Genomic DNA, 26614 nt, shown 5'->3' with positions numbered 1-26614 from the left:
TCGGCGGGCCACTTGTGTTGCATCCGAATTCTCCGGTGACGAAACCCCGCTGCCACGGGCTCTTAAAGGGATGCGGGGCTACCCCGCATCCCTCCGTCCCCGAGGAGACGTCCCGTGGTCACGCTGCTCCCGGCGCCGCCCGCGCGCTCGATCGTTCCCACCGCGCCCGCCCCCGCCGCCCTCGTGCCCGCCGCGGCCGGCGACCCGAGGCTGCGGGTCGCCCCGCTGACGCCCGACGCGCATCTGGCCCATCTCGACGGACGTGGCGACGCGGGCTTCCTGCAATACCCGTCCTGGGCCGTGGTCAAGGAGGCGTGGCGCAGCGAGGGCATCGGCTGGTACGACGCGGACGGCGTCGTGGTCGGGTCGGCGCTGGTGCTGTACCGCAAGATGCCCAAGGTGCCGTACTGGTTCGCGTATCTCCCCGAGGGTCCGGTGATCGACTGGACCGACCCGAACCCGCAGCGGTGGCTGGCGCCGCTGATCGAGCACATGCGCACTCGGCATGTGTTCACGGTCCGGATGGGCCCGCCGCTGGCGCACCGAAGGTGGCAGGCGCAGACCGTCAAGGACGCGGTCAGGCACGGTCTCAAGCACCTGGACCGGGTCACCCCGGACGAGATCGACCCGCTGGGCGCCACCGTCGCGCTGCGGTTGGGCGACCTGGGCTGGCGCGCGTCCGGCGACGGGGCCGACGCGCAGCCCCGATACACCTTCGAACTTCCCTTCCAGGGGCGATCGTTGGATCAGGTCAAGGCGGGCTTCAACCAGGAGTGGAAGCGCGCGATCGGCAAGGCCGGCAAGGCCGGGGTGGACATCACCGTGGGCGGCTACGAGGACCTGCCCGCCTTCTTCGAGCTGCTCCGGGTCACCGAGCGCCGCAACGGGTTCCGACTGGGCCGTGAGCTCCCCTACTACGAACGCCAGTTCCGCGCCCTCAACACCGAGTCGGCGGGTCGGATGAAGCTCTACCTGGCCCGCTTCGAGGATCGGCTGCTCGCGGCGCACACGCTGATCAGCGCGGGCTCGCGGGTCTGGTACCAGACCGGCGCCTCCACCGACCACGGGCGCGGCGTGCGGCCCAGCCACGCGTTGCAGTGGCGGATGATCCGGGACGTGCACGAACGCGGCGTGCCGGTCTACGACATGCGCGGGGTCAGTCCGGTGATCGACCCGGACGACCGGCTGTTCGGGGTGCTGCGCTGGAAGCTCGGCACGAACGGACAGGTCGTGGAGAACCTGGGCGAGTGGGAGTACCCGGTGCTGCCCACACTGCACAAGGCGTTCCGGGCGTACATGTCGATCCGCTGAGGACCGGGCGGCGGTTGTCGCTCAGCCGCGCGCGTAGTCGGCGATGCGCGGGTTGTTCAAGGTGGACGGGGGCACGTCCACGCGTGCCTCGTGCGGCGGGAACCAACCGGCCCGGGCCAGCCGGTCGGCGGCCAGGAACGGGACCACCGCCGGGTCCGGGGCGTCGTCGGCGGCCCGCAGGTCCGTGCCGGGCGCGACCGCGGCGAGCACGAAGCCCCGGTCGGCCGGGCCCGGCACGCTGACCCGATACGGCACCGTGCGCAGGCCCGAGGCGCGCAGACCGGCCTCGGCGCACCAGTACGCGCGAGGATGCGCGTCCGGCGCGGGGGCGTGCACCACGATCCGGCCGGCCGGGCGCAGCACGGTCCGGGTCAGGCCGTAGAACTCCTGCGTGTACAGCCGCGCGGCGGCACCGACCGTGGGCCCGGGCAGGTCGGCCACGACCACGTCGAAGCGCTCCGCGGCGCCGCGCACCCACGCGAACGCGTCCGCCCCGACCACCCGTACCCGCGGGTCGGCGAACGCGTCGCCGGCCAGCGCGCGCAACCGCGGGTCGCTCCGCGCGGGCGCGGTCTCGGCGACGCGCGACACCACGAGCACGACCTCGCGCACCGCCGCGTAGCGCAGCACCTCGCGCAGGGCCAGCCCGTCGCCCCCGCCGAGCACGAGCACCCGTTCGTGCCGGCCGGCCATCGCGGGGTGCACGAGCGCCTGCGCGGTCTCGCTCGCGCCCGGGGCCGCGACCCGCCGCTCGCCGGACACGTACAACTCGGGGCCCGCGCCGGTGTGGGTGAGCACCACGTCCTCGCGCGCGGACACCACGTCCCCGTCGTAGAGCGCCTCGCGCGCGGCCCGTTCGAAGGCGGGCGTGTACGCCCAGGTGCCGGCCAGCAACACGAGCACCGCGGCCACGGCCGCGTACATCACCACCCGCAGCCGGACCGGCAGGTCGGTGCGGAACAGCCACAACACCACGAGCGCGCCCGCGATCGCGTTGACCCCGCCGGCGAGCACGACGGTGCGCAACTGGCCCAGGTGCGGCAGCAGCAGGAACGGGAAGAGCAGACCGCCGATCAGCGCGCCCACGTAGTCGGCCGCGAACAGGTCGGCCACCGCGCTGCCCGCGTCCTGCGGGCGGATCCGCTGCACGAGCGTCATCAGCAGCGGGATCTCCGCCCCGATCAGCAGCCCGAGCGCGGCCGCGACGGCGATCATCGGCCAGCGGTAGACGTCGTACCAGGCGAAGGTCGCGTACAGCACGGTCGCGCACATCCCGCCGCACGCCGCGAGCAGGATCTCGGCGGCGATGAAGGCCGCCGCGGCCCGGCGCGCGAGCGGCTTGGCGGCCAACGCGCCGACGCCCATCGCGAAGACCATCACCGAGAGCACGATCGAGGTCTCCACCACCGGGTCGCCGCCGAGCGTGCCGCCGAGCGCGGCCAGCGCGAGTTCGTAGACCAGCCCGCACGCCGCGCAGACCAGGACGGCGAGCAGGACCACGAACCGCGCGGGCCCCGCGGCGAGCGCGGCCGGGCGGGCCCGGGCCGCGGACGCGCGCACGATGGTGGGGGCGCGCGGCGCGGGGGAGGTCACCCCGAGCACGGTAGGCGCGGAGCGCGCGGGGTTCGTCGGACGCGCCGACGGTTCACCCGAACCGGTTACGCACGGGATGTGCGGGCGGGCCCGAGGTCGGGCTCGGTCCGGGCCGGGCCGGCGCGAGGCGCGGGCTCGGTCCGGGCCCGCCCCCGGCTCAGGCGATACACGCCGACACGATCGCGGCGATCGCGATCTGGGACGACGCGGTGACCCAGACGCACGGGTGCGGTTCGCGCTCGACCACGGTGGCACCGAGGCGGCCCGGGGTGACCAGGTCGATCACCAGGAACGCGATGGCCATCAGGATCAGCCCGGAGACCCCGAACAGCGCCGTGGAGGCCAGCCCCTTGCCGAACTCCTCGTAGGTGGTCGCGATCGCCGTGGTGACGATCATGCCGACGCCGAGCAGTGCCGAGGAGAGCACCAGCGCCGCGTTGCGATTGCGTTCGATCCAGATCTGCCGACCGAGGTTGCCGGGCGTCAGCAGGTCCACGAGCACGAACCCCAGGACCATGAGCACGATGCCCACGCCCCCGTAGGCGAACGCGTAACCGACACCCTCCGCGAGATCCCTGAACATGGCGCCGTGTCCCCCATCGTCGTCGGATCACCTGATGGGGCGTCATTGTGTCGGATCGTTTCGTGCGATCGTCACATCGCGCGACTCCGAGTGTTCACGATTCGACACTCCTGCGGGTACGTGTGCCACGTGGACCAGACCGCACCGGCCCCACAGCGCTCGACCACCATCGCGGTGACCGCGTACGGCAGCCCGGGGTACTCGCCGATCAGGCCGTATTGGTGCCCGGTCGCCAGGGCCACGATCTCGCGCACCCGGGCGACGAACGCGGCGTCCTCCAACCGCTGGGTCAACGCGGTGAATTCGTATTCCCACCGGCCGAGCCGGGTGGCCGCCCGGGCGGGCAACGGGGTGGCCGCGCCCGGCAGGCACGCGACGGTTTCCGACACCGCGTCGCCCTCCCCCCGGTCGGGAGTGAGCAGCATCTGGTGCGACGCGCCCAGCAACCGCAGCTCCAGCTTCAGCCCTCCGAGTTCGACATGGCGCTCGGCCAACGCGGGGAGCGCCGGCAGGCCCAGGCACCAGCCGAGGGCGTCCGCGCGGGTGTCGGTGTACGTGGTGGTGAGTGTGGCGTGCATTCTCGCGCTCATCTGTCCGGGCAACGGGGAAGACCCACGGGAGGCTCCCGGGGGCGACAATCGGCTGCAAACCAGGGGACATGACTCACGGTAGGCGCCCAAAGGCACAGCGTCGTCACCCGTAGAGGTGAAAGGCATTAACACGAACGGGTGAAGGACACCTTGTGGGCCGGGCCATCCGGCACGCGAGGATGGGCGGATAGACCAACCCCCGCGAAGGAGCCGTACGGATGAACCGACCGCTGTTGGCCCGACACCTGGACGGCCTGGGCACCACGATCTTCGCCGAGATGTCCGCGCTCGCGCGCAGCACCGGCGCGATCAACCTCGGCCAGGGTTTCCCGGACACCGACGGCCCGGCGGAGGTGATCGAGATCGCGGTCGCCGCCATGCGCGACGGCGTGAACCAGTACCCACCGGGCGACGGCATCCCGGACCTGCGCCTGGCGGTGGCCGAGCACCGGCAGCGCTTTCGCGGGCAGACCTTCGACCCCGACTCCGAGGTGTTGATCACCACCGGCGCGACCGAGGCGATCGCGGCCACCCTGCTCGCGCTGCTCGAGCCCGGCGACGAGGTGATCGCGCTCGAACCGTTCTACGACTCGTACGCCGCGTGCATCGCGATGGCCGGCGCACGCCGGGTCGGCGTCACCCTGCGTCCCCCGTACTTCCGCCCGGACCCGGACGAGCTGCGCGCGGCGGTCACCGACCGCACCCGGGTGATCATGCTCAACAGCCCGCACAACCCGACCGGCACCGTGCTCACCCGGGCCGAACTGGAGTCGATCGCCGCCATCGCGATCGAGCACGACCTGATCGTGGTCACCGACGAGGTCTACGAACACCTCGTCTACGACGGCGAGCACATCCCGATCGCCGGACTGCCCGGCATGCGCGAGCGCACCGTCACCATCTCGTCGGCGGGCAAGACCTTCTCGTTCACCGGCTGGAAGATCGGCTGGGTGTGCGCGCCGCGGGAGCTGATCGCGGCGGTTCGCACGACCAAGCAGTTCCTGACCTATACCTCGGGCGCGCCGTTCCAGCCCGCCATCGCACACGCCCTGCGGCTGCCGGACGCCTATTTCGACGGGCTGCGCGAGGATCTGCGGTACAAGCGCGACCTGCTCGGCGGCGGCCTGCGCGCGGCCGGACTGACCGTCTACGAACCGCAGGGGACCTACTTCACCACCACCGACATCACCCCGTTGGGCTACGCGGACGGCCTCGACTTCTGCCGTCGGCTGCCCGAGCTGCGTGGTGTGGTCGCGATCCCGGAGGTGGTCTTCTTCGACGACGTCGAGGTCGGCCGACCGCTGGTGCGGTTCGCCTTCTGCAAGCGCGTCGAGGTGTTGGAGGAAGCCGCCAAGCGGCTCGCGGCGACCGGCTGAGTCGGGCCCGCCCGCACGGCAGCCGGCGTACGTGTGGGGGCCGACGGCCCCCACACACGCGCCGTCGGACTACGCCTGGCCGTCGGCCGGCTTGTCCTCGGGGCCGAACTGCTCGTTGATCCAGTTCGCGAACGAGATACACGTGCTGATCCACGCGCGCGTGGTGAACACGAACAGCTCGCGGTTGATGCCGGGCTCGCAGTCGAGCTGGGCCTCGCCGATCAGGCGCAGCTTCCCCTCGTGCTCGTGCGTGTAGACCTTGGGCCAGAAGAACTGGCGGTGCCACTCGTCGAGCTGCTCCAGCATCCGCGGGCGCTCCGCCGGGGCGAACTCACGGTCGAGGAACATCCGGACCGTGAAGATCTCCTGCTTGTCGCCGCGCAGCATGAAGTAGACGCGGAAGCCGTCCCAGGGCGCGCAGATGTCGCCTTCCTCGTCGGTGAAGTGGTTCACCTGGAGCTCGTCGAGAACCTGGTTGATCAGGTCCGCCGACGGCTTGACGACCGGTGCGGCCGGGACGAAGGTCGACCTCGGAAGCGAGGACGGGTCGATGCTCATGAAAAAAGATCCTCTCCAGACGTATGGACGCCATCCTCTCTCATTCGGCCCAGAGCGGTAGGCCCCAGCGCGCGAGGCCTCATTCGTATTCGGTGCCACCCTTGCGGGTGAGGTAGGCCGCGGAGACGATCTTGCCGATCGCCCGCCCGCCGACCACGTCGCTGTACCGCTCGCGCGCCGGGCGGATCACGATCCCCTCGCGCAGGTGCGCGGCGGTGCCCGAGACGGTCTCCCGGCCCTCCGCCAGGGCCAGCAGCGGGGCCTCGTCGTAGGGCCCGGCGTACAGCGTCGGCACCATCGGAAGCACCGTCTCCAGGCCGCCGAGCAGTTCGGCGAGTCGCTCGGCGTCCACCCGGCGCACCGCGCCGTCGGTGTCCGCGAGCGCGACGTCGAACACCGCGAAGCCCGGCAGCTCCGACCGACCCTGCGCGCCGTACCCCAGGTCCTGTACGCCCTGCCCGAACACCTCGCCGAACACGCCCACCCGGGCCGCGCCGTGCCGCGCGGCCAACTCCGCGGCGGCCTCGGGCAGCCGGTGCGCGAGCACGCTGCGCCAGTAGAGGTTGTGCTCGTCCCGGACCAGCGCCTGCGACCTGGCGCCGAAGCCCTTCGAGGACACGAAGCTCTCGCCCGTGTCGGCCACGTAGGTGTACAGGCACGCGGTGCCGTGGATCTTCTCGGTCGCCACCACCGGCTCGCCGGCCGTGAACAACTCCGGGTAGCGCCGCACGTTCTCGATGTCGACCCACGGCAGCAGGTCGGCGGCGGGCACGATCTCGCCGCTCATGTGCACGGGGATGGGCGGCACCCACTTGACGATGCCCAGCGTCTCGGCGAAGTCCTCGTCGCCGGCGAGCGCGGCCGACAGGTCCCGGCCTTCGAGCGCGCTCGGCCGGCAGACGATGCCCTGCGAGAGCTCGCCGCGCAGCCGGATCGCCCGAACCCGGTTCCTGGCCGACCCGGCGAGCCGCCCGGTGAGGCCGAGCTCGTCGATCAGCGGGTCCGGCAGCACCGCCTGCTCGGGGATGTACACCGCGACGTCACCGGTGACGTAGGCGCCCTTCGCGACGACGGCTCGATACAGGCCGACCTGGGCCAGCTCCAGCGCGTCCGCGTTGGGGTGCTCGTGCACCACCAACCGTTCGGCCGTGACCTTGAGTGTGGACATGCGCCGCCCCTTCCCCGAAACCGCACAGGGGTGTCTTCCCCGTCGACTCCACGGTCCCAAGTGCCCGGGCGGGGCCGCCAACGATTTACCGGCGTCCCGGTACAGGATGGGACACATGCCGAACTTCATCGAGAAGCCGACGGTCGTCGAGGCCGCCGGCAACATCCCCAAGACCATTCGCGAGTACGTCGGCCGGGTCAACACCGGCGACCGGGCGCTCAGCATCGCGCACATGACCAGCCCCGGCGGCTGGGAGGAACCGGGCCAGCGCCCCGAGTTCGACGAGTACACCGTCGTCCTGCGCGGCGTTTTGACCGTCGAGTTCGAGGGCGGCGTCCAGGAGGTCGCCGCCGGCCAGGGCATCCACACGCCCGCCGGCGAATGGGTCCGCTACAGCACCAGGAACTCCGAAGGCGCCGACTACATCGCCGTCTGCCTCCCCGGCTTCGCCCCCGAAACGGTCCACCGCGACGAGTAGGCCGTGCGCCCGGCGGGTGGCGGTCGCCGCGACCCGCCGGGGTCCCGGGCGCGTTCGCTCAGATCTTGGCGCTGATGGTCGCGACGAACTTCGGGAGCAGTTCGCTCTGCCAACCCATCCAGGGCCGGTCGGTGCCCTCCATGGTGAGACTGCCCGTCGCGTCGACCTGCAGGTCGTACTGCCCCTTGCGCAGGCGCACCTTCTGCACCGCGTAGTAGGCGTCGTCGACGCCCGGTGCGGTGATCGCCTTGAAGTCGGACTGGATCCGCTGCGCGCCGTTCTTGTTGAGATTCCAGATGTAGTCGAGCTCCTTGGGAGCGTCGATGTTGTTGATCTGGATGGTCAGCTTGATCACGTTGCTGTAGCCGAAGCCGCGCTTGGTGTTCACCGTGTAGAGGCAGGTCGTGCTGCGCAGCGCCGGGCCGCGGGAGGCATACGAACCGGCGGCCTTGGCGGTGCCCTGTTCCTGCTGGGTGGTCACCTCGGGGATCACCTTGGCGATCTCCTCGGGGGTGATCAGGTCGCACACGTCCGGCCAGGTGGACATGTCGGTGGCCACCGGGGCGAACTTGCCGCCGCTCTTGGGCGCGGGCGGCGCCGAGGGACGCGAGGCCTCCTTGGACGCGGGAGGAGCGCTCGGAGTGTTCTGGACCGCCTTGGGGTCGAAGCTCTCCAGCTTGTGCACGGACTCCGTGGGCGGCAGCTTGACCGCCTCGTTCTTCTTGCCGTCCGTGCCGTTGATCAACAGCGCGGCGATCACCGTCGCCGCGGTGCCCCCCGCGAGCACCGCCAGCCAACTGAAGACCTGCTTGCGGCGGTTGGGCCGCGGCGGCTCGGGCGGATAGCCGGGCGGGCCGTACCCGGGCGGCGGCCCGTACTGGCCCGGCCCGCCGTACTGGCCGGGCGGCGGCTGTTGGCCGTAGCCGCCCGGCGGCGGCGGGTAGCCGGGCCCCTGGCCGGAGTATTGGCCGGAGTTCGGGCTGTTGTACTGGCCGGTCATCGAGAGCTCCCGTGGGGACGAACCGTCGAGGGACGACGGCGAATCAGTCGTCCGTCATCTTGATGTTGAGGACGCGCACGAGGGCCGGTCCGGCCTTCTTGGTCCAGGTGTCGGGTGCTTCGTTGGCGCCCGTCGATTCCTTGGTCTGCGCGCTGACGTCCAGGACCACGTAGTAGCCGGGCGAGTCCGGCTTGGCGCCCTGCTTGTACAGGTTGAGCTTGCCGTTCTGGCGGAACGCGTCCTGTACGAACAGCTTGTTGGCCAGGTCCTCGTAGCCGGTGAAGGGAGCCGCCTCCGCCTTGGCCTTCTCGTACATGTCCTTGACCGGGCCGACGTCGCCGATCGCCTTGATGGTCATGGTCAGCTTGGCCGGCGTGGCCGGGTCCTGGAGGTTGGGCAGCTTGAGCTTGACCGTGCACTCGTGGTTCCGGGGCGTCTTGGCAGCCTTGCGACCCTCGCGCGCCCCGACGATGCTCGAGTCGGGGACGGCGTTCTGGATCTCCTTGTCGGACAACATCGTGCACGCGTCCGGCCACGTCCCGGTGTCCCCCGACGCCCGGAACTTGGCGCCGTCGACGAACGCCACCCCGGGCGGCGGGGTGTAGCCGTCGGGGAAGGCGACCCCGTTCTCGGCCACCGGCTTGTCGCCCTTGTCGTTCTTCTTGTTGATCTCGTCGACGATGTACGACGCGGCGACGGTGGCCAGCACACCGCCGACCACCACGCCGATCCAGCCGAGAATGGGCTTCAGCTTGCTCCGGCGCGGCGGCGGCTGCGGCGGGTACGGCTGCTGGTACATCCCGGGATGACCGTACTGCGGCTGCTGCTGCGGCCCGCCGTACTGGTTCCCTCCTGGGTTCCCGATTCGTACCATCCCCGTATCCTCCCGATGCCTGTTCCGATGCGCTGTTCCGATGCGCTGTCGCCGATGCTGCGGTACCGCGCGGACCGCGGGTTACATCCGTGCCACGAGGTACGAGATGAGCGTCGGCCCGTACTGCTTGACGGCGTCGTCGTCCGCCAACTCCGCCCCGCCCGGACCGTCCAGTCCGGAGGACACGTACAGCTCCACGAAGTACGGACCCTTGTGGATCCAGATGTACGAGTCGTCGCGGAACGCGTCGTCGGTGCCCAGCTTGGTGCCGAGCTCCTCGAACACTCCGAACGGCTTGCGTCCTCGGTTCTTCTTGGTGTCGCCGTAGTGGCCCTTCGCGGTCGCCGGGGTGCTCACCTCGTGGAGTGTGAGCTCGATCCTGGCGTACGACGGATACTTCGGATTGTTCGGGTCCGGCACGGCCAGTTCGAACCTGCACTGATTATCGGCCGCGCCCGGGAAGTCGTACTTGACCGAAACGGTCGTGTCCGGCTTCCTGGTCTTGACCGTGGCGCCCTTGACGACCTTGCCGATCTGAGCGTCCGACAGCATGTCGCACGCCTTCGGCCAGGTCTTGCCGTCGTTGGTCGCGTTGAATTTTGCCCCGGCGTCGGCGGGCGGCGCTGCGGGGAAAACCATCGGACGCTCGAGCGGCTCGGCACTCTGTCCGGGCTTGGGGTCGCCGCTCTTGCCGCCGCCGCTCGCGGCCGGTCCGACCGAGGTCGGGCCGGGCTTGGCGGTGTCCGAGTCGTCGTCCTTGTTCAGCAGCACGAAGCCGCCGACGCCGGCGCCGACCAGCACGACCGCGATCGCGGCCCACAGCGCGAGCCGGTTGCCCCGACGCGGCGGGTCCGGCGGCCCGTACGGGTGGCCGGGCGGCCCGTACTGTCCCGGCGGCCCGTAGCCCGGCTGCGGAGGCGGGTAGCCGGGCTGCTGGGGCGGGTAGCCCTGCTGCTGCCCGAACCCCGGCTGCTGCTGCGGATATTGCCCGTGCGGCGGTCCGCCCGGTCCCTGCTGCCACCCACCGCTCACAGCTTCTGCCCGACCACCGCGGCCATCGACGGGCCGTACTGACGCACCATGGTGTTGCTCTTGAGCGGGTTGCCCTGCGAGTCCTCGAGCTGGGCCGACAGGGTGACCCAGACCCGGAAGCCGTTCTTGGAGATCTGGACCGTGCGGTTGTCCCGGAACGAGCCGTCCACGCCGATCTTGTCGGCCGGGATGTCGTCGTACTGGTCCGGGTAGGCCTTGGTGGCCGTCTCGGACTGCGTCTTCTCCTTGGCGAAGGCGGCCTTCTCCTCGGCCGGCGTCTTGTAGCCGTACGTGGTGACGTTGATCTTCGCGGGGTAGTCCGAGGACTGCTGGTTCGGCAGGTCGAGTGTGATGTCGCACTCGTTGTCGTTCACGCTCTTGCCGAGCAGGTTCGAGTACCGGCCCATGAAGCTCTTGCGCTCGCGGATGGTCCCCTCGGGGATGACCGACTTGATCTCGTCGTCCGTCAGCAGATCGCAGGCCTTGGGCCAGGTCTTCGGGTCCACCGAGATGCCGCTGATCTTGGGGCCGGTGATCGGCGGCAGCGTGTCCGGGATCTTGAGCTGGTTGCTGATGTCGGCCTTCTTGGGCCCGGCGGCCGCGGTGTTGCTCGGCGCGGCCACCTTGCCGGTCACGATCGGCGCGGACGTCGGCTTCTGCGCGTCCGGGTCCTTCTTGTCGGTCGGGTCGTCGAAGCCGACCACCGCGACCACGATGGACGCGACCACGGCACCGGTGACACCGGCGATCCAGGTGCCGATCACCTTCTTGCTGCGCCCGCCGCGCGGCGGCCGGCCGTCCGGGCCCAGTGGGACCGGGTTCTGCGCGTACTGCTGGTAGTGCCCGTACTGGCTGTACTGCGGGTACGGGTAACCGTCGGGCTCCTGGAACCCGCCCGGCTGTTGTTGCTGCTGCGGATATCCGGCAGGCGGCGGCGGATAGCCACCCTGCTGCGGATAGCCACCCTGTGGCGGGCCCGGCTGTCCCTGCTGTCCCGGTTGTCCCGGTGGTGGGCCGGGCGGCATCGGCGGCACAGGCGGATAGCCCTGACCATCGCTCATCGGGAGGTCCCCCTCGGATCTCGGGTTTGGCCTGGCGTTCGCTTGGCAGGCATCAGGCGCCACGACATGCTGCCATGCGCATGGAGAGGCCGCAGGCGTCAAGGGTGTCGTTTGTGGCGACATTCACCTAAATAAGTCTCCGGAGGCGCACAACGTTTCGATGACGCCGAGCGTCCGGGTGGCGACAGCACGCCTTCGAACCCGCCCCTCACACCTCGCGAGGCACTAAAGTTGAGTCAGGAATACTCAAGCGATTTGACCGGTTGCACCCGACGGCTCATCCTTGAGCGACAAACACTCAACTCTCCCCGTGGAGGAACCGAATCATGGCACGTGCGGTCGGTATCGACCTCGGTACGACGAACTCCGTCGTCAGCGTTCTGGAAGGCGGCGAGTCGACCGTCATCACCAACGCGGAGGGGTCGCGGACCACACCGTCCGTGGTTGCCTTCGCGAAGAACGGTGAGGTTCTGGTCGGCGAGGTGGCCAAGCGTCAGGCCGTCACCAACGTCGACCGGACCATCCGGTCCGTCAAGCGTCACATGGGGACCACGTGGTCCGTGGCGATCGACGACAAGAAGTACACCGCGCAGGAGATCAGCTCCCGCATCCTGATGAAGCTCAAGCGCGACGCCGAGGCCTACCTGGGCGAGAAGGTCACCGACGCGGTCATCACCGTGCCGGCGTACTTCAACGACGCCGAGCGGCAGGCCACGAAGGAGGCCGGCGAGATCGCCGGTCTGAACGTGCTGCGCATCGTCAACGAGCCCACCGCGGCGGCGCTGGCGTACGGCCTGGACAAGGCCGACGAGCAGACCATCCTCGTCTTCGACCTCGGCGGCGGCACGTTCGACGTGTCGCTCCTGGAGATCGGCGACGGCGTGGTCGAGGTCAAGGCCACCAACGGTGACAACCACCTCGGCGGCGACGACTGGGACCAGCGGGTCATGGACCACCTGGTCAAGCAGTTCCAGAACGCGCACGGCGTGGACCTGTCCAAGGACAAGATGGCCCTCCAGCGCCTGCGCGAGGCGGCGGAGAAGGCCAAGATCGAGCTGTCCTCCTCGATGGAGACCTCGATCAACCTGCCCTACATCACGGCCTCGGCCGAGGGCCCGCTGCACCTGGACGAGAAGCTCACCCGCGCCCAGTTCCAGCAGCTCACGCAGGACCTGCTCGACCGCACCAAGGTGCCGTTCCAGAAGGTCATCGAGGACGCGGGCATCCCGCTCTCGGCGATCGACCACATCGTCCTGGTCGGCGGCTCGACCCGGATGCCTGCCGTGGCCGACGTGGTGCGCGAGCTCACCGGTGGCAAGGAGCCCAACAAGGGCGTCAACCCGGACGAGGTCGTCGCCGTCGGCGCCGCGCTTCAGGCCGGTGTGCTCAAGGGTGAGGTCAAGGACGTCCTGCTGCTGGACGTGACGCCGCTGTCGCTTGGTATCGAGACCAAGGGCGGCATCATGACCAAGCTGATCGAGCGCAACACCACGATCCCGACCAAGCGTTCGGAGATCTTCACCACGGCCGAGGACAACCAGCCGTCGGTGCAGATCCAGGTGTTCCAGGGCGAGCGCGAGATCGCCGCCTACAACAAGAAGCTCGGCATGTTCGAGCTGACCGGTCTGCCGCCGGCCCCGCGTGGGTTGCCGCAGATCGAGGTCACCTTCGACATCGACGCCAACGGCATCGTGCACGTGTCCGCGAAGGACCTGGGCACGGGCAAGGAGCAGTCGATGACCATCACCGGCGGCTCGGGCCTGCCGAAGGACGACATCGACCGGATGATGCGCGAGGCGGAGGCGCACGCGGAGGAGGACCACCAGCGTCGCGAGGCCGCGGAGACCCGCAACCAGGCCGAGCAACTGGTGTACACCACCGAGAAGTTCATCAAGGACAACAGCGACAAGGTGCCCGCCGACGTCAAGACCGAGGTCGAGACGTCGCTCACCGAGCTCAAGGACGCCCTCAAGGGCGAGGACCTGGCCGCCATCCGCGACGCCGCGGAGAAGGTCAGCACCACGAGCCAGAAGCTGGGCACCGCGATGTACGCGAACGCGCAGCCCGGTACCGAGGGCGCGGCCGGTTCGACCGGCGACGGCGCGGGCAACACTGCCGACGACGACGTCGTGGACGCCGAGATCGTCGACGAGGACCGTAAGGGCGGTGCTGCGTGACCGAAGGGACCGGCTCGAACCACGGCGCCGTCCCGGGCGACGCCCAAGAGACAGAGCCGAAGCCGGAAACCGGGACCGCCGCCTCGGCGGCGGCCCCGGCCCCCGGGGCGGCGGAGGCCGCCGAGCTGCGCAACCAGCTCGGTGAGCGCACCGCCGACCTGCAACGGCTCCAGGCCGAGTACGCGAACTACCGCAAGCGCGTCGAGCGGGACCGCAACGTGGCGGGCGAACTGGCCGCCATCAAGGTGCTGAGCGAACTGCTGCCGGTGCTCGACGACATCGGTCGGGCCCGGGACCACGGCGAACTGGCGGGCGGCTTCAAGTCGGTCGCCGAGTCGCTGGAGTCGATCGTGGCCAAGATGGGGCTGCAGAGCTTCGGTTCCAAGGGCGACCCGTTCGACCCGACGGTGCACGAGGCGCTGCTGCATTCGTACGCGACCGATGTCACCGAGCCCACGTGCGTGGAGATCCTGCAGCCCGGCTACCAGGTCGGCGAGCGGATCATCCGTCCGGCGCGGGTGGCGGTCGCGGAGCCCACAGCGGACGCCGAGGGCGGTCCGGAGGAGTCGGGCGAAGCGGCCGGAAGCTGAACCGTCACCGGGAACCAGACAACGAGAAGCGGAGAGGAGGGACGCCGATGCGCGGGTGGAGTGGATCCGGAAACGGGCGCTCGGAGCACGAGGGCACCCCGACCCGATCGGCGAGGGGCGCATGAGTACGAAGGACTACCTGGAGAAGGACTACTACAAGGTGCTCGGCGTCCCCAAGGACGCCGGCACCGCCGAGATCAAGAAGGCCTACCGCAAGCTCGCCGTCGAGTTCCACCCGGACAAGAACAAGGGTGACACCAAGGCGGAGGAGCGGTTCAAGGAGATCTCGGAAGCCTACGACGTGCTCGCCGACGACAAGCGGCGCAAGGAGTACGACGAGGCACGGACCCTGTTCGGCAGCGGGGGCGGCTTCCGCGGCCCCGGCGGCGGGCAGGGCGGCGCCGGCGGCTTCCCCTTCGACCTCGGCGACATCTTCGGTGGTCAGCAGGGCGGCGCGGGCAACACCGGCGGCCTCGGCGACATCTTCGGCGGGCTGTTCGGCGGCGGTCGGCAGACCGGACGGCAGCAGCCCCGACGCGGCTCGGACGTGGAGTCCGAGGTCACCCTCGGCTTCGCGGACGCGGTGGACGGCGCGACCGTCCCGATCCGGCTGACCAGCTCCGAGCCGTGTCGGCACTGCAACGGCACGGGCGCGGCCGCGGGCACCACCCCGCGGATGTGTCCCACCTGCGCGGGTTCGGGCAACGTCAGCCGTCCGCAGGGCGGCTTCGGCTTCTCCGAGCCGTGCCGCGACTGCAAGGGCCGCGGGCTGCTGGTGGACGACCCGTGCATCGTGTGCAACGGCAGCGGTCGGGCCAAGAGTTCGCGCACGATGCAGGTCCGGATCCCGGCCGGGGTCCAGGACGGACAGCGGATCCGGCTCAAGGGCAAGGGCGCTCCCGGCGAGCGCGGCGGCCCCTCCGGCGACCTGTACGTCGTGGTGCACGTCAAGACGCACTCCGTATTCGGCCGCAAGGGCGACAACCTCACCGTCACCGTGCCGGTCACCTTTCCGGAGGCGGTGCTGGGGGCGGAGGTCACCGTGCCCACCCTGGGCGGCATCCCGGTCACGCTCAAGCTTCCCGCGGGCACGGGCAACGGCCGTACGCTGCGCGTCCGCGGGCGCGGTGCGGCACGCAAGGACGGCACTCGGGGCGATCTCCTGGTCACCGTCGAGGTGACGGTCCCACAGCAGCTGAACGACAAGGCGCGTGAGGCGCTGGAGGCGTTCCGCGAGGCGACCGTCGCGCACGATCCCCGAGCCGATCTGTTGGACGCGGCGAAGGGGGCATGACATGCGACCGGGCGGCTTGGGCGGCGACGGCGGCATCGGCGGGCGGCGTGGCTACGAGATCGACGAGACCTCTCCGGTCTACGTGATCTCGGTGGCCGCACAACTGTCCGGCCTGCATCCGCAGACGCTGCGCCAGTACGACCGACTCGGCTTGGTCTCGCCGGACCGCACGGCCGGTCGCGGGCGGCGCTACTCCGCCCGCGACATCGTCCAGCTGCGCGAGGTGCAGCGGCTCTCCCAGGAGGCCGGCATCAACCTCGCCGGGATCAAGCGGATCCTGGAGCTGGAGAACCAGGTGCTCGCGCTGAGCGTGCGGGTGGCCGAGTTGGAGCACGCGCTGCACGAGGCGACGGACGCGAGCGCCCGGCGCGAAGCGGCCGTACACGCGTCCTACCGACGCGATCTGGTCCCGGTCCGGCCGCAGGCGGGCACCGCGCTCGTGGTGTGGAAGCCCAGGCGCGGGCGCAGCGACTGACGACCGGCGCGCGGGCCGCACGAGATCCGGGAGGGGCGGGGCTTCGGCCGCGCCCCTTCGTCCGTGTGGGCCGCGGCCTCGTTCGTGTGGGTCGGGCCCCCCGTTTCGTGCGGGGCGGGCGTTCGGGCGGGCTCGGCACATCCTTGATGCCGCTCGATACGCGTCAGTAGGGTCGCCGCATGAAGCCGAATCGTCGGGACGTCCTGAAGTACTCGGCCGCGGGCGCGGCACTGCTGGGAGCGGCGGCGTGCACCGACGCCGAGGAGTCGCCGGTCAACAAGTCGAGCGACGCGCCCAAGTCCGGCGCCCCGACCTCGGGCGGCGCCGCCGGCGCGGCCGGCAGCACCCTGGAGCGCACCCTGCTGCTCGGCCCGCCCGGCCCGGGCGGTTATCGCAAGGTGGTCGCCGGCCCCGGCGAACCGCACCTGTTGCGCACCGAGTTGGCCCCCGGCGCCGGTCCCGGCGACAAGACGAAGAGCCGGCCCCTGGTGGCCTTCACCCAACTGACGGACATCCACATCCAGGACTCCCAGTCGACCGCGCGGGTGGACTTCCTGGACCGGCACAGCGACAAGGACCAGCCGTTCGCCAAGCTGCTGCCGTTCCAGTCGTCGTACCGCCCGCAGGAGGTGCTGACGGCGCAGATCGCCGAGGCGATGGTGCAGTCGCTCAACCGGATCGGCAAGGGCCCGGCGCTGGGCCAACCCCTGGCGTTCACCATCTGCACGGGCGACAACACCGACAACATCCAGTTCAACGAGTTGCGTTGGTACATAGACGTGCTCGACGGCGGCAAGAAGGTCACCCCCGACTCGGGCGACCGGAACAAGTACGAGGGTCCGATGGACGCGGTCGCGTACAACGACCGCTACTGGCACCCGGACGGCACGCCGGCCGGGCAGAAGGACGACCTGCCCAGGCGCGAGTTCGGGTTCCCCACCGTGCCAGGTCTGCTCGACGCGTGCCGACGTCCGTTCGAGGCGACCGGCCTGAAGACCCCGTGGTACACCGCGTACGGCAACCACGACGGGCTGGTCCAGGGCAACCTGCCGGTCAACGAATTGCTGAGCAAGGTCGCGGTCGGCGACGAGAAGGTGCTCGACATATCCGCGAAGGAGACCGTCGTCGCGCTCGCGGTCGGACTGCAGAGCGGCAAGCCGGACGCGCTCGCCGCACTGATGTCGGGCCCCAAGCGCAAGGTCACCGCCGACCCGGACCGGCGGCTGATCGACCGCGCGGAGACGATCAAGGAGCACTTCAACACCACCGGCCTGCCCAAGGGCCACGGCTTCACCCAGCAGAACATCGACGCCAAGACCGCGTACTACAGCTTCGACCAGGGTCAGGTGCGCTGCCTGGTCCTGGACACGGTGAACCAGTACGGCCTGGACTCCGGCTGCCTGGACCCGACCCAGTTCGCGTGGCTTCAGGACCACCTGATGAAGGGCAGTTCCAGCTACCTGGACGAGCAGGGCAAGGTGGTCCCGGGCACCGGCCAGGACAAGCTGTTCGTGCTGTTCAGCCACCACACCATCGAGACGATGGTGAACCGCACGGTGCCCCCGGGGCAGCCCGCGCGAATCCTGGGGCCCGAGGTCCGCTCGCTGCTGCTGCGCTTCCCGAACGTCGTGCTGTGGGTGAACGGGCACACCCACGACAACAACGTGAAGGCGCACCCGCGCCCGGCCGGCTTCGCCGCCCCCGGCGGCTTCTGGGAGGTCAACACCGCGTCGCACATCGACTGGCCCTCGCAGGCGCGGATCGTGGAGATCGGGGACAACCGCAACGGCACGCTGTCCGTCTTCGGCACCATCGTCGACTCGGCCGGGCCGGAGTCCAACGGCGGCAAGCTGGACACCCCGGTCGCACTGGCCGCGCTGGCCCGCGAACTCGCGGGCAACGACTGGCACGAGCGCGATCGCCCGGACGCGAAGGTGGACGGTCGGCGCGGTCGGATCGAGGACCGCAACGTGGAACTGCTGGTGCCGACGCCGGCGTGGCTCACGTAGGCATGGTCCGGCGGTCTACCAGACCACCGTCACCACGCGGGCGCAGCGTGACTTGGAGCGCTTGACCAGTTCGCCGTTGGGACGGTCGCTGCCGGCGACCCAGGCCATCGCCTCGCCGACGCTGCGACCGCCTCGGCGCTGACGCCTGGTCAGCCGCTCGTCGCGGACCCGGTCCGAGGCGTGCACGTACCAGACCTCGGTCATCAGGCAGTAGGCGTCGGTCCAGCCGGGAGCGTCCAGCGCCAGGTAGTTGCCCTCGGTCACCACGATCCGGGTGCCGGGGCGGACCACGTGCCGCGCGGCGACCGGCTCGTGCAGCGTGCGGTCGTAGTCCGGCACGTACACGTCCCGGTCCACCTCGTGCACCACGCGAGCCAGCGTGGTCGCGTAGCCCCATACGTCGAACGTGTCCACGGCGCCCTTGCGGTGCAGTCGGCCGATCCGCTTGAGCTGCGCGTTCGAGAGGTGGAACCCGTCGAGCGGCACATAGGCGGCGGTGCCGACGCCGACCCGCTGTTCGATCGCGCGCACCAGGCGGCCGGCGAGCGTGGACTTCCCGGCCCCCGGCGGACCGGCGAGGCCGAGCACGACCCGATCGGCCCCGGGCGCCGCCGGAATGAGCCGTACCGCCGCATCCGCGAGCGCGTCGAGTGTTTCGAGGGCACCGGACACATCTGGCATGTCCGCAGTCTAGGCATCCGGAGCGACGCACGGTTGAGTGGAATAGACTCAACTTAGTTGTGGTTGCCACAGTCAAAGGACCGTTCGGGTGCCATACGGACACGACACGGACGGAATGATGGCCGTGACATCGCGTGCCCGAAGCGAAGGAGTCGCACACCTCACATGGATGCACAGAAGCTCACCACCAAGGCCCAAGAGGCCCTTTCGGTCGCCATCCGCAAGGCTTCCGCGGCGGGACACCCCCAGGTGGAGCCCGCGCATCTGCTGCTCGCCCTGCTCGAACAGCCCGAGGGGATCGCGGTCCCGCTGCTGGGCGCGGCGGGTGTGGACGTGCCGCTCCTGAAGGTCGCGGCCGTCCAGATTTCCGATCGCCTGCCGAGCGCGTCCGGCTCAACGGTGGCCGCTCCGCAGCTCGCCCGCGAGACGATGCTCGCGCTCGACGAGGCGGAGAAGCAGGCCGACAAGCTCGGCGACACGTTCGTGTCCACGGAGCACGTCCTGGTCGGTCTCGCGTCCGGCCGGTCCGGGCCGGTCGCCGAGGCGCTGCGCGACGCGGGCGCCACGCCGCAGGCGCTGCTCGACTCCTTCAAGGCGGTGCGCGGCAGCGCCCGGGTCACCTCACAGGACCCGGAGAGCACCTATCAGGCCCTGGAGAAGTACGGCCGCGACCTGACCGAGGAGGCCCGCGACGGCAAGCTGGACCCGGTGATCGGCCGCGACTCGGAGATCCGCCGGGTGGTCCAGGTGTTGTCCCGCCGGACCAAGAACAACCCGGTCCTGATCGGTGAGCCCGGCGTCGGCAAGACCGCCGTCGTCGAGGGCCTGGCCAGGCGGATCGTGGCCGGCGACGTGCCCGAGTCGCTGCGCGACAAGCGGCTGATCGCGCTCGACCTGGGCGCGATGGTCGCGGGCGCGAAGTATCGCGGCGAGTTCGAGGAGCGGCTGAAGGCGGTCCTGAACGAGATCAAGTCCAGCGACGGCCAGGTCGTCACCTTCATCGACGAACTGCACACCGTGGTGGGCGCGGGCGCGACCGGCGACAGTTCGATGGACGCGGGCAACATGCTCAAGCCGATGCTCGCGCGCGGCGAACTGCGCCTGGTCGGCGCGACCACGCTGGACGAGTACCGCAAGCACATCGAGAAGGACCCCGCGCTGGAGCGCCGGTTCCAGCAGGTGTTCGTCGGCGAGCCCAGCGTCGAGGACACCATCGCGATCCTGCGCGGCCTCAAGAGCCGGTACGAGGCGCACCACAAGGTGCAGATCGCCGACTCGGCCCTGGTCGCCGCGGCCACCCTCTCCGACCGCTACATCACCGCGCGCTTCCTCCCCGACAAGGCGATCGACCTGGTCGACGAGGCGGCGTCGCGGCTGCGGATGGAGATCGACTCCTCCCCCGTCGAGATCGACGAGCTGCAGCGCTCGGTCGACCGGCTGCGGATGGAGGAGATGGCGCTGGCCAAGGAGACCGACGCGGCCAGCCGGGACCGGCTGGAGCGACTGCGCAAGGACCTCGCGGACAAGCAGGAGCAACTCAGCGGGCTGACCGCGCGCTGGCAGCAGGAGAAGGCCGGCCTGAACCGGGTCGGTGAGCTCAAGGAACGCCTGGACGCGGCCCGCGGCGAGGCCGAGCGGGCCCAGCGCGACGGCGACTTCGAGACCGCCTCGAAGTTGATGTACGGCCAGATCCCGACCCTGGAGCGCGAACTGGCCGAGGCCGCCGCGACCGAGGGCGACCGGGGCACGCACGGCACCGCGATGGTCAAGGAGGAGGTCGGCCCGGACGACGTCGCCGACGTGGTCTCGTCCTGGACCGGCATCCCCTCCGGCCGCCTCCTGGAGGGCGAGCGCGGCAAGCTGCTGCGGATGGAGGACGAGCTGGGCCGCCGGCTGATCGGCCAGAAGGCGGCCGTGGCGACGGTCTCCGACGCGGTACGCCGGGCCCGCTCCGGCATCGCCGACCCGGACCGCCCGACCGGCTCCTTCCTGTTCCTGGGCCCGACCGGCGTGGGCAAGACCGAGTTGGCCAAGTCGCTCGCCGACTTCCTCTTCGACGACGAGCGCGCGATGGTGCGGATCGACATGTCGGAGTACGCGGAGAAGCACTCGGTCGCCCGCCTGGTCGGCGCGCCGCCCGGCTACGTGGGCTACGAGGAGGGCGGCCAGCTGACCGAGGCGGTCCGCCGTCGGCCGTACTCGGTGGTGCTCCTGGACGAGGTGGAGAAGGCCCATCCCGAGGTCTTCGACGTCCTGCTCCAGGTGCTCGACGACGGGCGGCTGACCGACGGCCAGGGCCGCACGGTGGACTTCCGCAACGTGGTGCTGATCCTGACCTCGAACCTGGGGTCGCAGTACCTGGTCGACCCGGCGCTGTCCCGGGAGCAGCAGCAGAACCTGGTGATGGACGTGGTCCGCAACGCGTTCAAGCCGGAGTTCCTCAACCGGCTCGACGACATCGTGCTCTTCGACGCGCTCGGCACGGCGGAACTCGCACACATCGTCGGACTCCAGGTCGATCGGCTCGGCGCCCGGCTCAAGGACCGCCGGATCACCCTGACGGTGACCGACGCGGCCCGCGAGTGGCTCGCGCTGACCGGGTACGACCCGGCGTACGGCGCGCGGCCGCTGCGCCGGCTGATCCAGACCGCGATCGGCGACAAGCTGGCCCGGGCGCTGCTCGCGGGCGAGATCGACGACGGCGACACGGTCGTGGTCGACCTGGACGAGGCGAGCGACACGCTGGTGGTGCAGCCGCAGGAGCGGGTGCCGGCGAAGACGCTCTGACCAGCGGGTTCGGGGCCCAGCCGGCCACGAATGCCACGGCGCCGGGACCTGTTGCGGGTCCCGGCGTTTCGGCATGGCAGCATGCATGCGGAGTTATCTGACGGTGCGTCACACACCGGGGGTTCGGTCGGGTCGACTCCGGTCGCGCGGTGCGCCGAGGGCGGTGCGCCGGGCGCGGCACGACAAGATCGCCTAGCACTGGATGAAGCGGACAAAACCCGCGAAGCCGGTAGCGTCCAACGTGACAGATATCATCGACGCAGTGGTTAAGTTACCAGTGGGTAAGATGCCCGCACGGCCGTACGCTGTCGGCCGATACACGCCCCGGAAGGGACGTCCCACCGGAGGAGCCGAACGCCCATGCAGCTCGCAGCGATCGTGATCTCGCTGGTCACCTTGGTGGTCGGCGCCGCGCTCGCGGCGCGCGCCGTCGCGCATATCTACCGCTTCGTCCAGGTAGGCCAGCCGGACGGCAGCCGAACCGGACAGCCCGCGCAGCGCACCGCGACCCTCGGCCGGGAGTTCCTCGGCCACACCCGAATGCTCAAGTGGGGCGTCGTCGGCGTGGCCCACTGGTTCGTGGCCGTCGGCTTCCTGACCCTCGGCCTGACCATCATCACCGCCATCGTGCAGCTCTTCGACGCGCACTGGGTGTTCCCGCTCATCGGCGACTGGCTGCCGTACGAGCTGTTCACCGAGTTCATCGCGCTGGCCACGTTCGTCGGCATCGTGGTGCTGATGGTCATCCGGCAACTGAGCCTGCCCTCGCGCCCGGGCCGCAAGTCGCGCTTCGCCGGCTCGGTGTCGTGGCAGGCGTACTACGTCGAGTGGACGATCCTGGTGATCGGCCTCGCGATCCTGACGCTGCGCGCCCTGGAGGCCGCCCTGCTCGGGGTGGACCACTACGAGGCGGGCTTCTTCGCGTCGTACCCGCTCAGCCTGGCCTTCCAGGACCTGGGCGAGTCCACGCTGGAGAACCTGGTCTACCTGACCGCGATGATCAAGCTCACCGCGACCGGCGCCTGGGCGGTGACGATCGGGCTGAACCCGAGTATGGGTGTGGCCTGGCATCGGTTCCTGGCGTTCTTCAACATCTATTTCAAGCGTGATGCCGATGGTGGTGTCGCGTTGGGTGCGTTGGCGCCGATGCGTTCGGGTGGCGAGGTGATCGATTTCGAGGACCCGGCCGAGGACGCGGTGTTCGGGGTGTCGCAGATCGAGCATTTCACGTGGAAGGGTCTGTTGGACTTCTCCACGTGTACCGAGTGTGGTCGGTGCCAGTCGCAGTGTCCGGCGTGGAACACGGGCAAGCCGTTGTCGCCGAAGTTGTTGATCATGTCGTTGCGTGAGCACGCCTACGCGAAGGCCCCGTATCTGCTGGCCGGTGGTGGTCGGGACGAGGAGGGCAACGAGCGGGCCACCCCCGAGCAGTTGGCGAGGGTGCCCGCGTCCGCGTTGGCCGAGGCGGGGCGGCCGCTGGTGGGCACGGCGGAGGAGAACGGGGTGATCGACCCGGACGTGTTGTGGTCGTGCACCACGTGCGGGGCGTGTGTGGAGCAGTGCCCGGTGGACATCGAGCACGTGGACCACATCGTGGACATGCGCCGGTACCAGGTGTTGATCGAGAGCGCGTTCCCCTCCGAGGCGGCGACGATGCTCAAGGGCCTGGAGAACAAGGGCAACCCGTGGGGCGTGGCCACCAAGGCCCGCCTGGACTGGGTCAAGGAACTGAAGAAGGCGACCGGGATCGAGGTCCCGATCGTCGGGCGGGACGTGGAGCCCGCGGAGTTGGAGTACCTGTACTGGGTGGGTTGCGCGGGGGCGTTGGCGGACGGGCCGAAGAAGACCACGAAGGCGTTCGCGGAGCTGTTGCACATCGCGGGCGTGCGGTACGGGATCCTGGGCAAGGAGGAGTCCTGCACCGGCGACTCGGCGCGCCGGCTGGGCTCGGAGGTGGTCTTCCAGATGCTCGCGGCGCAGAACGTGGCGACGTTGAACGCCGCGTTGGAGGACGCCCCGCGCAAGCGGATCGTGACCACGTGTCCGCACTGCTTCAACACCCTCGCCAACGAGTATCCGCAGTTGGAGGGCCACTTCGAGGTGATCCACCACACCCAGTTGCTGCAACACCTGCTCGACGAGGGCCGGCTGACGCCGGTGGAGCCGGTGGACGGCCTGGTCACCTACCACGACCCGTGCTACCTGGGCCGGCACAACAAGGTGTACACGCCGCCGCGGGAGATCATCGCCCGCGTGCCGGGACTGCGCAACGAGGAGATGCACCGGCACAAGGAACGCGGCTTCTGCTGCGGCGCCGGCGGCGCGCGCATGTGGATGGAGGAACGCATCGGCAAGCGCATCAACAACGAGCGCATGGACGAGGCCCTCTCCCTCAAGCCCGACATCGTCTCCACCGCCTGCCCGTTCTGCCTGGTGATGTTCACCGACTCCATCAACGCCAAGAAGCAGGCCGGCGACGCCAAGGAAGACCTCCGGGTCGTCGACGTCGCACAACTGCTGCTGCAATCGGTCAAGCTGCCCGAACCGCCAGTGGCGGATGAGGTGCCGGCGGACGCGGGAGTGCAGTAGGGCGGGTTTCGCACCGCGTGCCGTAGTCGCCGTCGGCCCCTGGAGGGGTCGGCGACGATCGCTTTTCGCGGGCCGGGTCCGACCTCGGTTTTTGTGCCCGAATTACGACCTTCCCGGGACGACGCCAGGGGTCGAACTGCCGGTACCGTCATTGATGTGACTGGCAATGGACCCTACGACCCGTACCGGCAACAGCCCCCGCCTGCCGGCCAGGGTTACCCACCTCAGCATGGCGGGGCTTATGGCGATCAGTACGGCGGTGGCCCGTACAACGGGCAACCGGGGTACGGGCAGCCTGGGGATGGGCAACCGGGCAATGGGCAGCCCGGGTATGGGCAGCCGGGGTACGGACAGCCCGGGTATGGGCAGCCCGGCCATGGACAGCCGGGGTCTGGACAACCGGGCCATGGACAGCCGGGGTACGGGCAACAGGGTCCGCCGCCTCCGCCGCCTCAGGGTGGGCAGGGCGGGTATGGCGGTTCGGGATCGGGTGGTTCCGGGTCCGGGTCCGGGTCCGGGTCCGGTGGCTCGGGTGATCCGAACTACGGTCCGCTGTCGTTGCCGGACGAAACGAGCCTGTACATCTACGGCGCGCCGCCCGAGGAGTACACGACGGTCACGCCCGCGGTGTCACCTCGGCAGCAGCAGCCGTACCAGCAGCCGCCGCCGCAGCAGTTCAGCGGCCCGCCGCCGAGGCGCCTGCACTGGAAAGAGGTGCTGAGTGGGCTCACGCTGCGCCCGCTGCGCACGATGGACGCGGTCCGCGACCAGGCGGTGTGGTGGCCGGCGCTGATCATGTCCGCGCTCGGCGGTGCGCTCGCGGTGTTCGCGAACGACGCGTCGCGCAAGGAGATCGTCGACTCGACACTCGCCACGAGCGTGCCCGCGCTCGGCATGGTGATCGTCATCGTGCCCGTGTTCTGCGCGCTGCTCGGGCTGGTGTCGCACGCGCTCGCGACCCAGTTCGGCGGGAACGGGTCGCCGACACCGTTCATCACGCTGTCGATGATCCTGGTCTGGATCGCGGACGCGCCTCGGTTGGTGGTCGCGATGTTCGCGCCCGACGACAACGCGATCGTGGCCGCCATCGGCATCGCGTCGTTCGCGCTGACCGCGTGGCTGTTGACCATGCTGATGACGCGCGTGCACGAACTGCCGTGGCCGCGCGCGCTGGGGTGTGTGGCGGTGGAGTTGATCGCGTTGCTGCTGGTGTTGAAGTTGCCGCTGGCTTCGTGAGGTTGCGGGGTTGGGGTTCGGGGCTTCGGAGCGTTGTGGCCTCGGGGCTTCGGGGCTTCGGGCGTTGCGGTGGCGAGGCGTTGCGGTGTCGGGCGTGTTGTGACGGTGGGGGTCGCGGCGTTGTGACGGTGGGTGGGCGGCGCGCCTTCGGCGGCTCGCGTGGCGGGTGGGCGATGGTTGGGGATGACTCTCGGGGCGGTCGCCCGGTAGCCGCGGGGGTCGTGTCGCCGGACGTGGGGTGGGCCGCAGTCCTGACGTCGGGTCAGGTGGCGGCCAAAGCGTGCCGGCAGTGGACCGGGTGGACCACAAGCGGCACGGTCAGGCCGCGTTGCGGATCTGTTCGGCAACCGTTTCGGGCGGTGTACTCGTAGAAGTACACCTATCCGCGCACGACATTTCGTCGTAATCGCGGTTGCGAGGAACGGAACGGACATGCTTGTGCGGCAACGCACCCGGGCTGCGCTTCAGGCCGCCGCCCTCTTCTACGTCGTGGATCGGGGTTGGCCCGTCCTGCCCGGTGCCTACGTCGAAGACGGCCGATGTTCGTGCGGCGACACCGAATGCCCGGACCCGGGCGCCCATCCGGCCGCGGAACCCGGGCTGACCCGGGCCACCCGATCGACCGACGACGTCTGGGAGTGGTGGAGCGGAAAGCCGTACACGGTCCTGCTCGCGAGCGGCCTGGAGTTCGACGTCCTGGACGCTCCGGCGAAGGTGGGCTACGCGGCGATCCGCCAGCTCGAGGTGGTCGGCCTGCCCCTCGGGCCGGTCCTGCATCTGCCCGACGAGCGGCTGTTGTTCCTGGTCGACCCGGGCGCGCGCAACCTGTTCTGGTACACGGTGGACCACAACGACACGGCCCGATTCGACGTCCGCCACCACGCGGTCGGCCATTTCGTACCGGCCCCGCCATCCTCCACCGCGTGCGGCGGGCGAACCCGCTGGGCGGTCCCACCGGACCCGATCGAGCGGGGGCTGCCGGGGGCGGTGGACGTGCTGGGGGCGTTGATGCGGTTCAGCACGCAGTCGCGCTGAGGCGCGGGGTGGCGCGGCGACGCGGGGGCGCGCGCGGCGGGCTCGAGGTCGCGCGGCGGGCTCGGGCGTTGCTCTCCGTGTGGAGGCTCGGGGCGGGGACGCCCGGGCGTCGAGGCT

Annotated in this window: 22 protein-coding genes; 12 read left to right on the top strand and 10 right to left on the bottom strand. The window is 70.2% G+C overall.

Annotated features, from left to right (window positions below; translation table 11 throughout):
• Positions 1 to 114 precede the first annotated feature (114 nt).
• Complete coding sequence (locus OG948_RS19605) at positions 115 to 1311, top strand: lipid II:glycine glycyltransferase FemX (protein ID WP_406297767.1); 1197 nt, start codon at positions 115 to 117, stop codon at positions 1309 to 1311.
• A gap of 21 nt (positions 1312 to 1332) precedes the next feature.
• On the opposite strand, the gene OG948_RS19600 is transcribed toward OG948_RS19605, so the two are convergent.
• The 3 genes from OG948_RS19600 to OG948_RS19590 all read right to left on the bottom strand — a co-directional run bounded on the left by OG948_RS19600 (position 1333) and on the right by OG948_RS19590 (position 4065).
• Positions 1333 to 2904, bottom strand: coding sequence for a polyamine aminopropyltransferase (locus tag OG948_RS19600; protein WP_406297766.1), 1572 nt, complete (start codon positions 2902 to 2904; stop codon positions 1333 to 1335).
• A 157-nt stretch (positions 2905 to 3061) separates the two neighbouring features.
• Positions 3062 to 3487: a DUF350 domain-containing protein gene (locus OG948_RS19595; protein WP_395864672.1), complete on the bottom strand. Its 426-nt coding sequence runs from the start codon at positions 3485 to 3487 to the stop codon at positions 3062 to 3064.
• A gap of 71 nt (positions 3488 to 3558) precedes the next feature.
• On the bottom strand, positions 3559 to 4065 hold the full coding sequence (locus tag OG948_RS19590) for a DUF2617 family protein (protein WP_406297765.1): 507 nt from the start codon (positions 4063 to 4065) through the stop codon (positions 3559 to 3561).
• 230 nt (positions 4066 to 4295) lie between these two features.
• On the opposite strand from OG948_RS19590, the gene OG948_RS19585 reads away from it, so the two are divergent.
• Positions 4296 to 5453, top strand: a complete 1158-nt coding sequence (locus OG948_RS19585; protein WP_406297764.1) for a pyridoxal phosphate-dependent aminotransferase — start codon at positions 4296 to 4298, stop codon at positions 5451 to 5453.
• A 69-nt stretch (positions 5454 to 5522) separates the two neighbouring features.
• Here OG948_RS19585 and OG948_RS19580 read toward each other — a convergent pair whose 3' ends face one another.
• Together OG948_RS19580 and OG948_RS19575 are read right to left on the bottom strand one after the other, a co-directional pair.
• A complete protein-coding gene (locus OG948_RS19580; RefSeq protein ID WP_406297763.1) occupies positions 5523 to 6011 on the bottom strand; it encodes a YbjN domain-containing protein in 489 nt (162 codons plus the stop codon).
• 79 nt (positions 6012 to 6090) lie between these two features.
• Positions 6091 to 7179 carry an RNA ligase (ATP) gene (locus OG948_RS19575; protein ID WP_406297762.1) on the bottom strand — a complete coding sequence of 363 codons (1089 nt, stop codon included), beginning with the start codon at positions 7177 to 7179 and terminating at the stop codon, positions 6091 to 6093.
• A 115-nt stretch (positions 7180 to 7294) separates the two neighbouring features.
• Between OG948_RS19575 and OG948_RS19570 the strand changes: the two genes are divergently transcribed.
• Positions 7295 to 7657, top strand: coding sequence for a cupin domain-containing protein (locus OG948_RS19570; RefSeq protein ID WP_406297761.1), 363 nt, complete (start codon positions 7295 to 7297; stop codon positions 7655 to 7657).
• A gap of 58 nt (positions 7658 to 7715) precedes the next feature.
• On the opposite strand, the gene OG948_RS19565 is transcribed toward OG948_RS19570, so the two are convergent.
• From OG948_RS19565 to OG948_RS19550, 4 genes are all read right to left on the bottom strand, one after another.
• Entirely contained in the window at positions 7716 to 8657 is a 942-nt protein-coding gene (locus OG948_RS19565) for a hypothetical protein (RefSeq protein WP_406297760.1), read from the bottom strand.
• Positions 8658 to 8700: 43 nt separating this feature from the next.
• Positions 8701 to 9531 carry a hypothetical protein gene (locus tag OG948_RS19560; protein ID WP_406297759.1) on the bottom strand — a complete coding sequence of 277 codons (831 nt, stop codon included), beginning with the start codon at positions 9529 to 9531 and terminating at the stop codon, positions 8701 to 8703.
• Positions 9532 to 9612: 81 nt separating this feature from the next.
• Positions 9613 to 10563, bottom strand: coding sequence for a hypothetical protein (locus OG948_RS19555; protein ID WP_406297758.1), 951 nt, complete (start codon positions 10561 to 10563; stop codon positions 9613 to 9615).
• Positions 10560 to 11624 carry a hypothetical protein gene (locus tag OG948_RS19550; RefSeq protein WP_406297757.1) on the bottom strand — a complete coding sequence of 355 codons (1065 nt, stop codon included), beginning with the start codon at positions 11622 to 11624 and terminating at the stop codon, positions 10560 to 10562. Before OG948_RS19550 ends, OG948_RS19555 begins: the two co-directional genes overlap by 4 nt.
• Before the next feature lie 326 nt (positions 11625 to 11950).
• Between OG948_RS19550 and dnaK the strand changes: the two genes are divergently transcribed.
• The 5 genes from dnaK to OG948_RS19525 all read left to right on the top strand — a co-directional run bounded on the left by dnaK (position 11951) and on the right by OG948_RS19525 (position 18169).
• Positions 11951 to 13801: a molecular chaperone DnaK gene (gene dnaK, locus OG948_RS19545; RefSeq protein WP_406297756.1), complete on the top strand. Its 1851-nt coding sequence runs from the start codon at positions 11951 to 11953 to the stop codon at positions 13799 to 13801.
• Positions 13798 to 14391, top strand: coding sequence for a nucleotide exchange factor GrpE (gene grpE, locus OG948_RS19540; protein WP_391589215.1), 594 nt, complete (start codon positions 13798 to 13800; stop codon positions 14389 to 14391). Before dnaK ends, grpE begins: the two co-directional genes overlap by 4 nt.
• Positions 14392 to 14512: 121 nt before the next feature.
• On the top strand, positions 14513 to 15685 hold the full coding sequence (dnaJ, locus tag OG948_RS19535; RefSeq protein ID WP_395864695.1) for a molecular chaperone DnaJ: 1173 nt from the start codon (positions 14513 to 14515) through the stop codon (positions 15683 to 15685).
• A 1-nt stretch (position 15686) separates the two neighbouring features.
• Positions 15687 to 16160, top strand: coding sequence for a heat shock protein transcriptional repressor HspR (locus OG948_RS19530; RefSeq protein WP_406297755.1), 474 nt, complete (start codon positions 15687 to 15689; stop codon positions 16158 to 16160).
• A gap of 179 nt (positions 16161 to 16339) precedes the next feature.
• Positions 16340 to 18169 carry a TIGR03767 family metallophosphoesterase gene (locus OG948_RS19525; RefSeq protein ID WP_406297754.1) on the top strand — a complete coding sequence of 610 codons (1830 nt, stop codon included), beginning with the start codon at positions 16340 to 16342 and terminating at the stop codon, positions 18167 to 18169.
• A 15-nt stretch (positions 18170 to 18184) separates the two neighbouring features.
• Here the strand turns inward: OG948_RS19525 and OG948_RS19520 are convergent, their stop codons facing one another.
• Positions 18185 to 18850: a nucleoside/nucleotide kinase family protein gene (locus OG948_RS19520; RefSeq protein WP_406297753.1), complete on the bottom strand. Its 666-nt coding sequence runs from the start codon at positions 18848 to 18850 to the stop codon at positions 18185 to 18187.
• Positions 18851 to 19015: 165 nt separating this feature from the next.
• Between OG948_RS19520 and clpB the strand changes: the two genes are divergently transcribed.
• The 4 genes from clpB to OG948_RS19500 all read left to right on the top strand — a co-directional run bounded on the left by clpB (position 19016) and on the right by OG948_RS19500 (position 26497).
• Entirely contained in the window at positions 19016 to 21637 is a 2622-nt protein-coding gene (clpB, locus tag OG948_RS19515) for an ATP-dependent chaperone ClpB (RefSeq protein WP_395864703.1), read from the top strand.
• Positions 21638 to 21997: 360 nt separating this feature from the next.
• Positions 21998 to 24226 (top strand): (Fe-S)-binding protein, encoded by a 2229-nt coding sequence (locus OG948_RS19510; RefSeq protein WP_406297752.1) that lies wholly within the window; start codon positions 21998 to 22000, stop codon positions 24224 to 24226.
• Between the two features lie 558 nt (positions 24227 to 24784).
• Positions 24785 to 25462 carry a Yip1 family protein gene (locus OG948_RS19505; RefSeq protein WP_406297751.1) on the top strand — a complete coding sequence of 226 codons (678 nt, stop codon included), beginning with the start codon at positions 24785 to 24787 and terminating at the stop codon, positions 25460 to 25462.
• A 432-nt stretch (positions 25463 to 25894) separates the two neighbouring features.
• Positions 25895 to 26497, top strand: coding sequence for a bifunctional DNA primase/polymerase (locus OG948_RS19500; RefSeq protein WP_406297750.1), 603 nt, complete (start codon positions 25895 to 25897; stop codon positions 26495 to 26497).
• Positions 26498 to 26614: the final 117 nt, after the last annotated feature.

Origin of the sequence: Embleya sp. NBC_00888 (assembly GCF_045207655.1) — a bacterium.
GTDB lineage: Bacteria > Actinomycetota > Actinomycetes > Streptomycetales > Streptomycetaceae > Embleya.
The sequence above is the reverse complement of the archived record's forward strand: the minus strand, read 5'-3'. Positions and strand labels throughout refer to the sequence as shown.

Bases quoted from the DNA above. Each gene is read 5' to 3' on its own strand.
- OG948_RS19595 (WP_395864672.1), bottom strand. From the start codon at position 3,487: ATGTTCAGGGATCTCGCGGAGGGTGTCGGTTACGCGTTCGCCTACGGG.
- OG948_RS19590 (WP_406297765.1), bottom strand. From the start codon at position 4,065: ATGCACGCCACACTCACCACCACGTACACCGACACCCGCGCGGACGCC.
- OG948_RS19585 (WP_406297764.1), top strand. From the start codon at position 4,296: ATGAACCGACCGCTGTTGGCCCGACACCTGGACGGCCTGGGCACCACG.
- OG948_RS19580 (WP_406297763.1), bottom strand. From the start codon at position 6,011: ATGAGCATCGACCCGTCCTCGCTTCCGAGGTCGACCTTCGTCCCGGCC.
- OG948_RS19575 (WP_406297762.1), bottom strand. From the start codon at position 7,179: ATGTCCACACTCAAGGTCACGGCCGAACGGTTGGTGGTGCACGAGCAC.
- OG948_RS19570 (WP_406297761.1), top strand. From the start codon at position 7,295: ATGCCGAACTTCATCGAGAAGCCGACGGTCGTCGAGGCCGCCGGCAAC.
- OG948_RS19565 (WP_406297760.1), bottom strand. From the start codon at position 8,657: ATGACCGGCCAGTACAACAGCCCGAACTCCGGCCAATACTCCGGCCAG.
- OG948_RS19560 (WP_406297759.1), bottom strand. From the start codon at position 9,531: ATGGTACGAATCGGGAACCCAGGAGGGAACCAGTACGGCGGGCCGCAG.
- OG948_RS19550 (WP_406297757.1), bottom strand. From the start codon at position 11,624: ATGAGCGATGGTCAGGGCTATCCGCCTGTGCCGCCGATGCCGCCCGGC.
- dnaK (WP_406297756.1), top strand. From the start codon at position 11,951: ATGGCACGTGCGGTCGGTATCGACCTCGGTACGACGAACTCCGTCGTC.
- dnaJ (WP_395864695.1), top strand. From the start codon at position 14,513: ATGAGTACGAAGGACTACCTGGAGAAGGACTACTACAAGGTGCTCGGC.
- OG948_RS19530 (WP_406297755.1), top strand. From the start codon at position 15,687: ATGCGACCGGGCGGCTTGGGCGGCGACGGCGGCATCGGCGGGCGGCGT.
- OG948_RS19525 (WP_406297754.1), top strand. From the start codon at position 16,340: ATGAAGCCGAATCGTCGGGACGTCCTGAAGTACTCGGCCGCGGGCGCG.
- OG948_RS19520 (WP_406297753.1), bottom strand. From the start codon at position 18,850: ATGCCAGATGTGTCCGGTGCCCTCGAAACACTCGACGCGCTCGCGGAT.
- clpB (WP_395864703.1), top strand. From the start codon at position 19,016: ATGGATGCACAGAAGCTCACCACCAAGGCCCAAGAGGCCCTTTCGGTC.
- OG948_RS19510 (WP_406297752.1), top strand. From the start codon at position 21,998: ATGCAGCTCGCAGCGATCGTGATCTCGCTGGTCACCTTGGTGGTCGGC.
- OG948_RS19500 (WP_406297750.1), top strand. From the start codon at position 25,895: ATGCTTGTGCGGCAACGCACCCGGGCTGCGCTTCAGGCCGCCGCCCTC.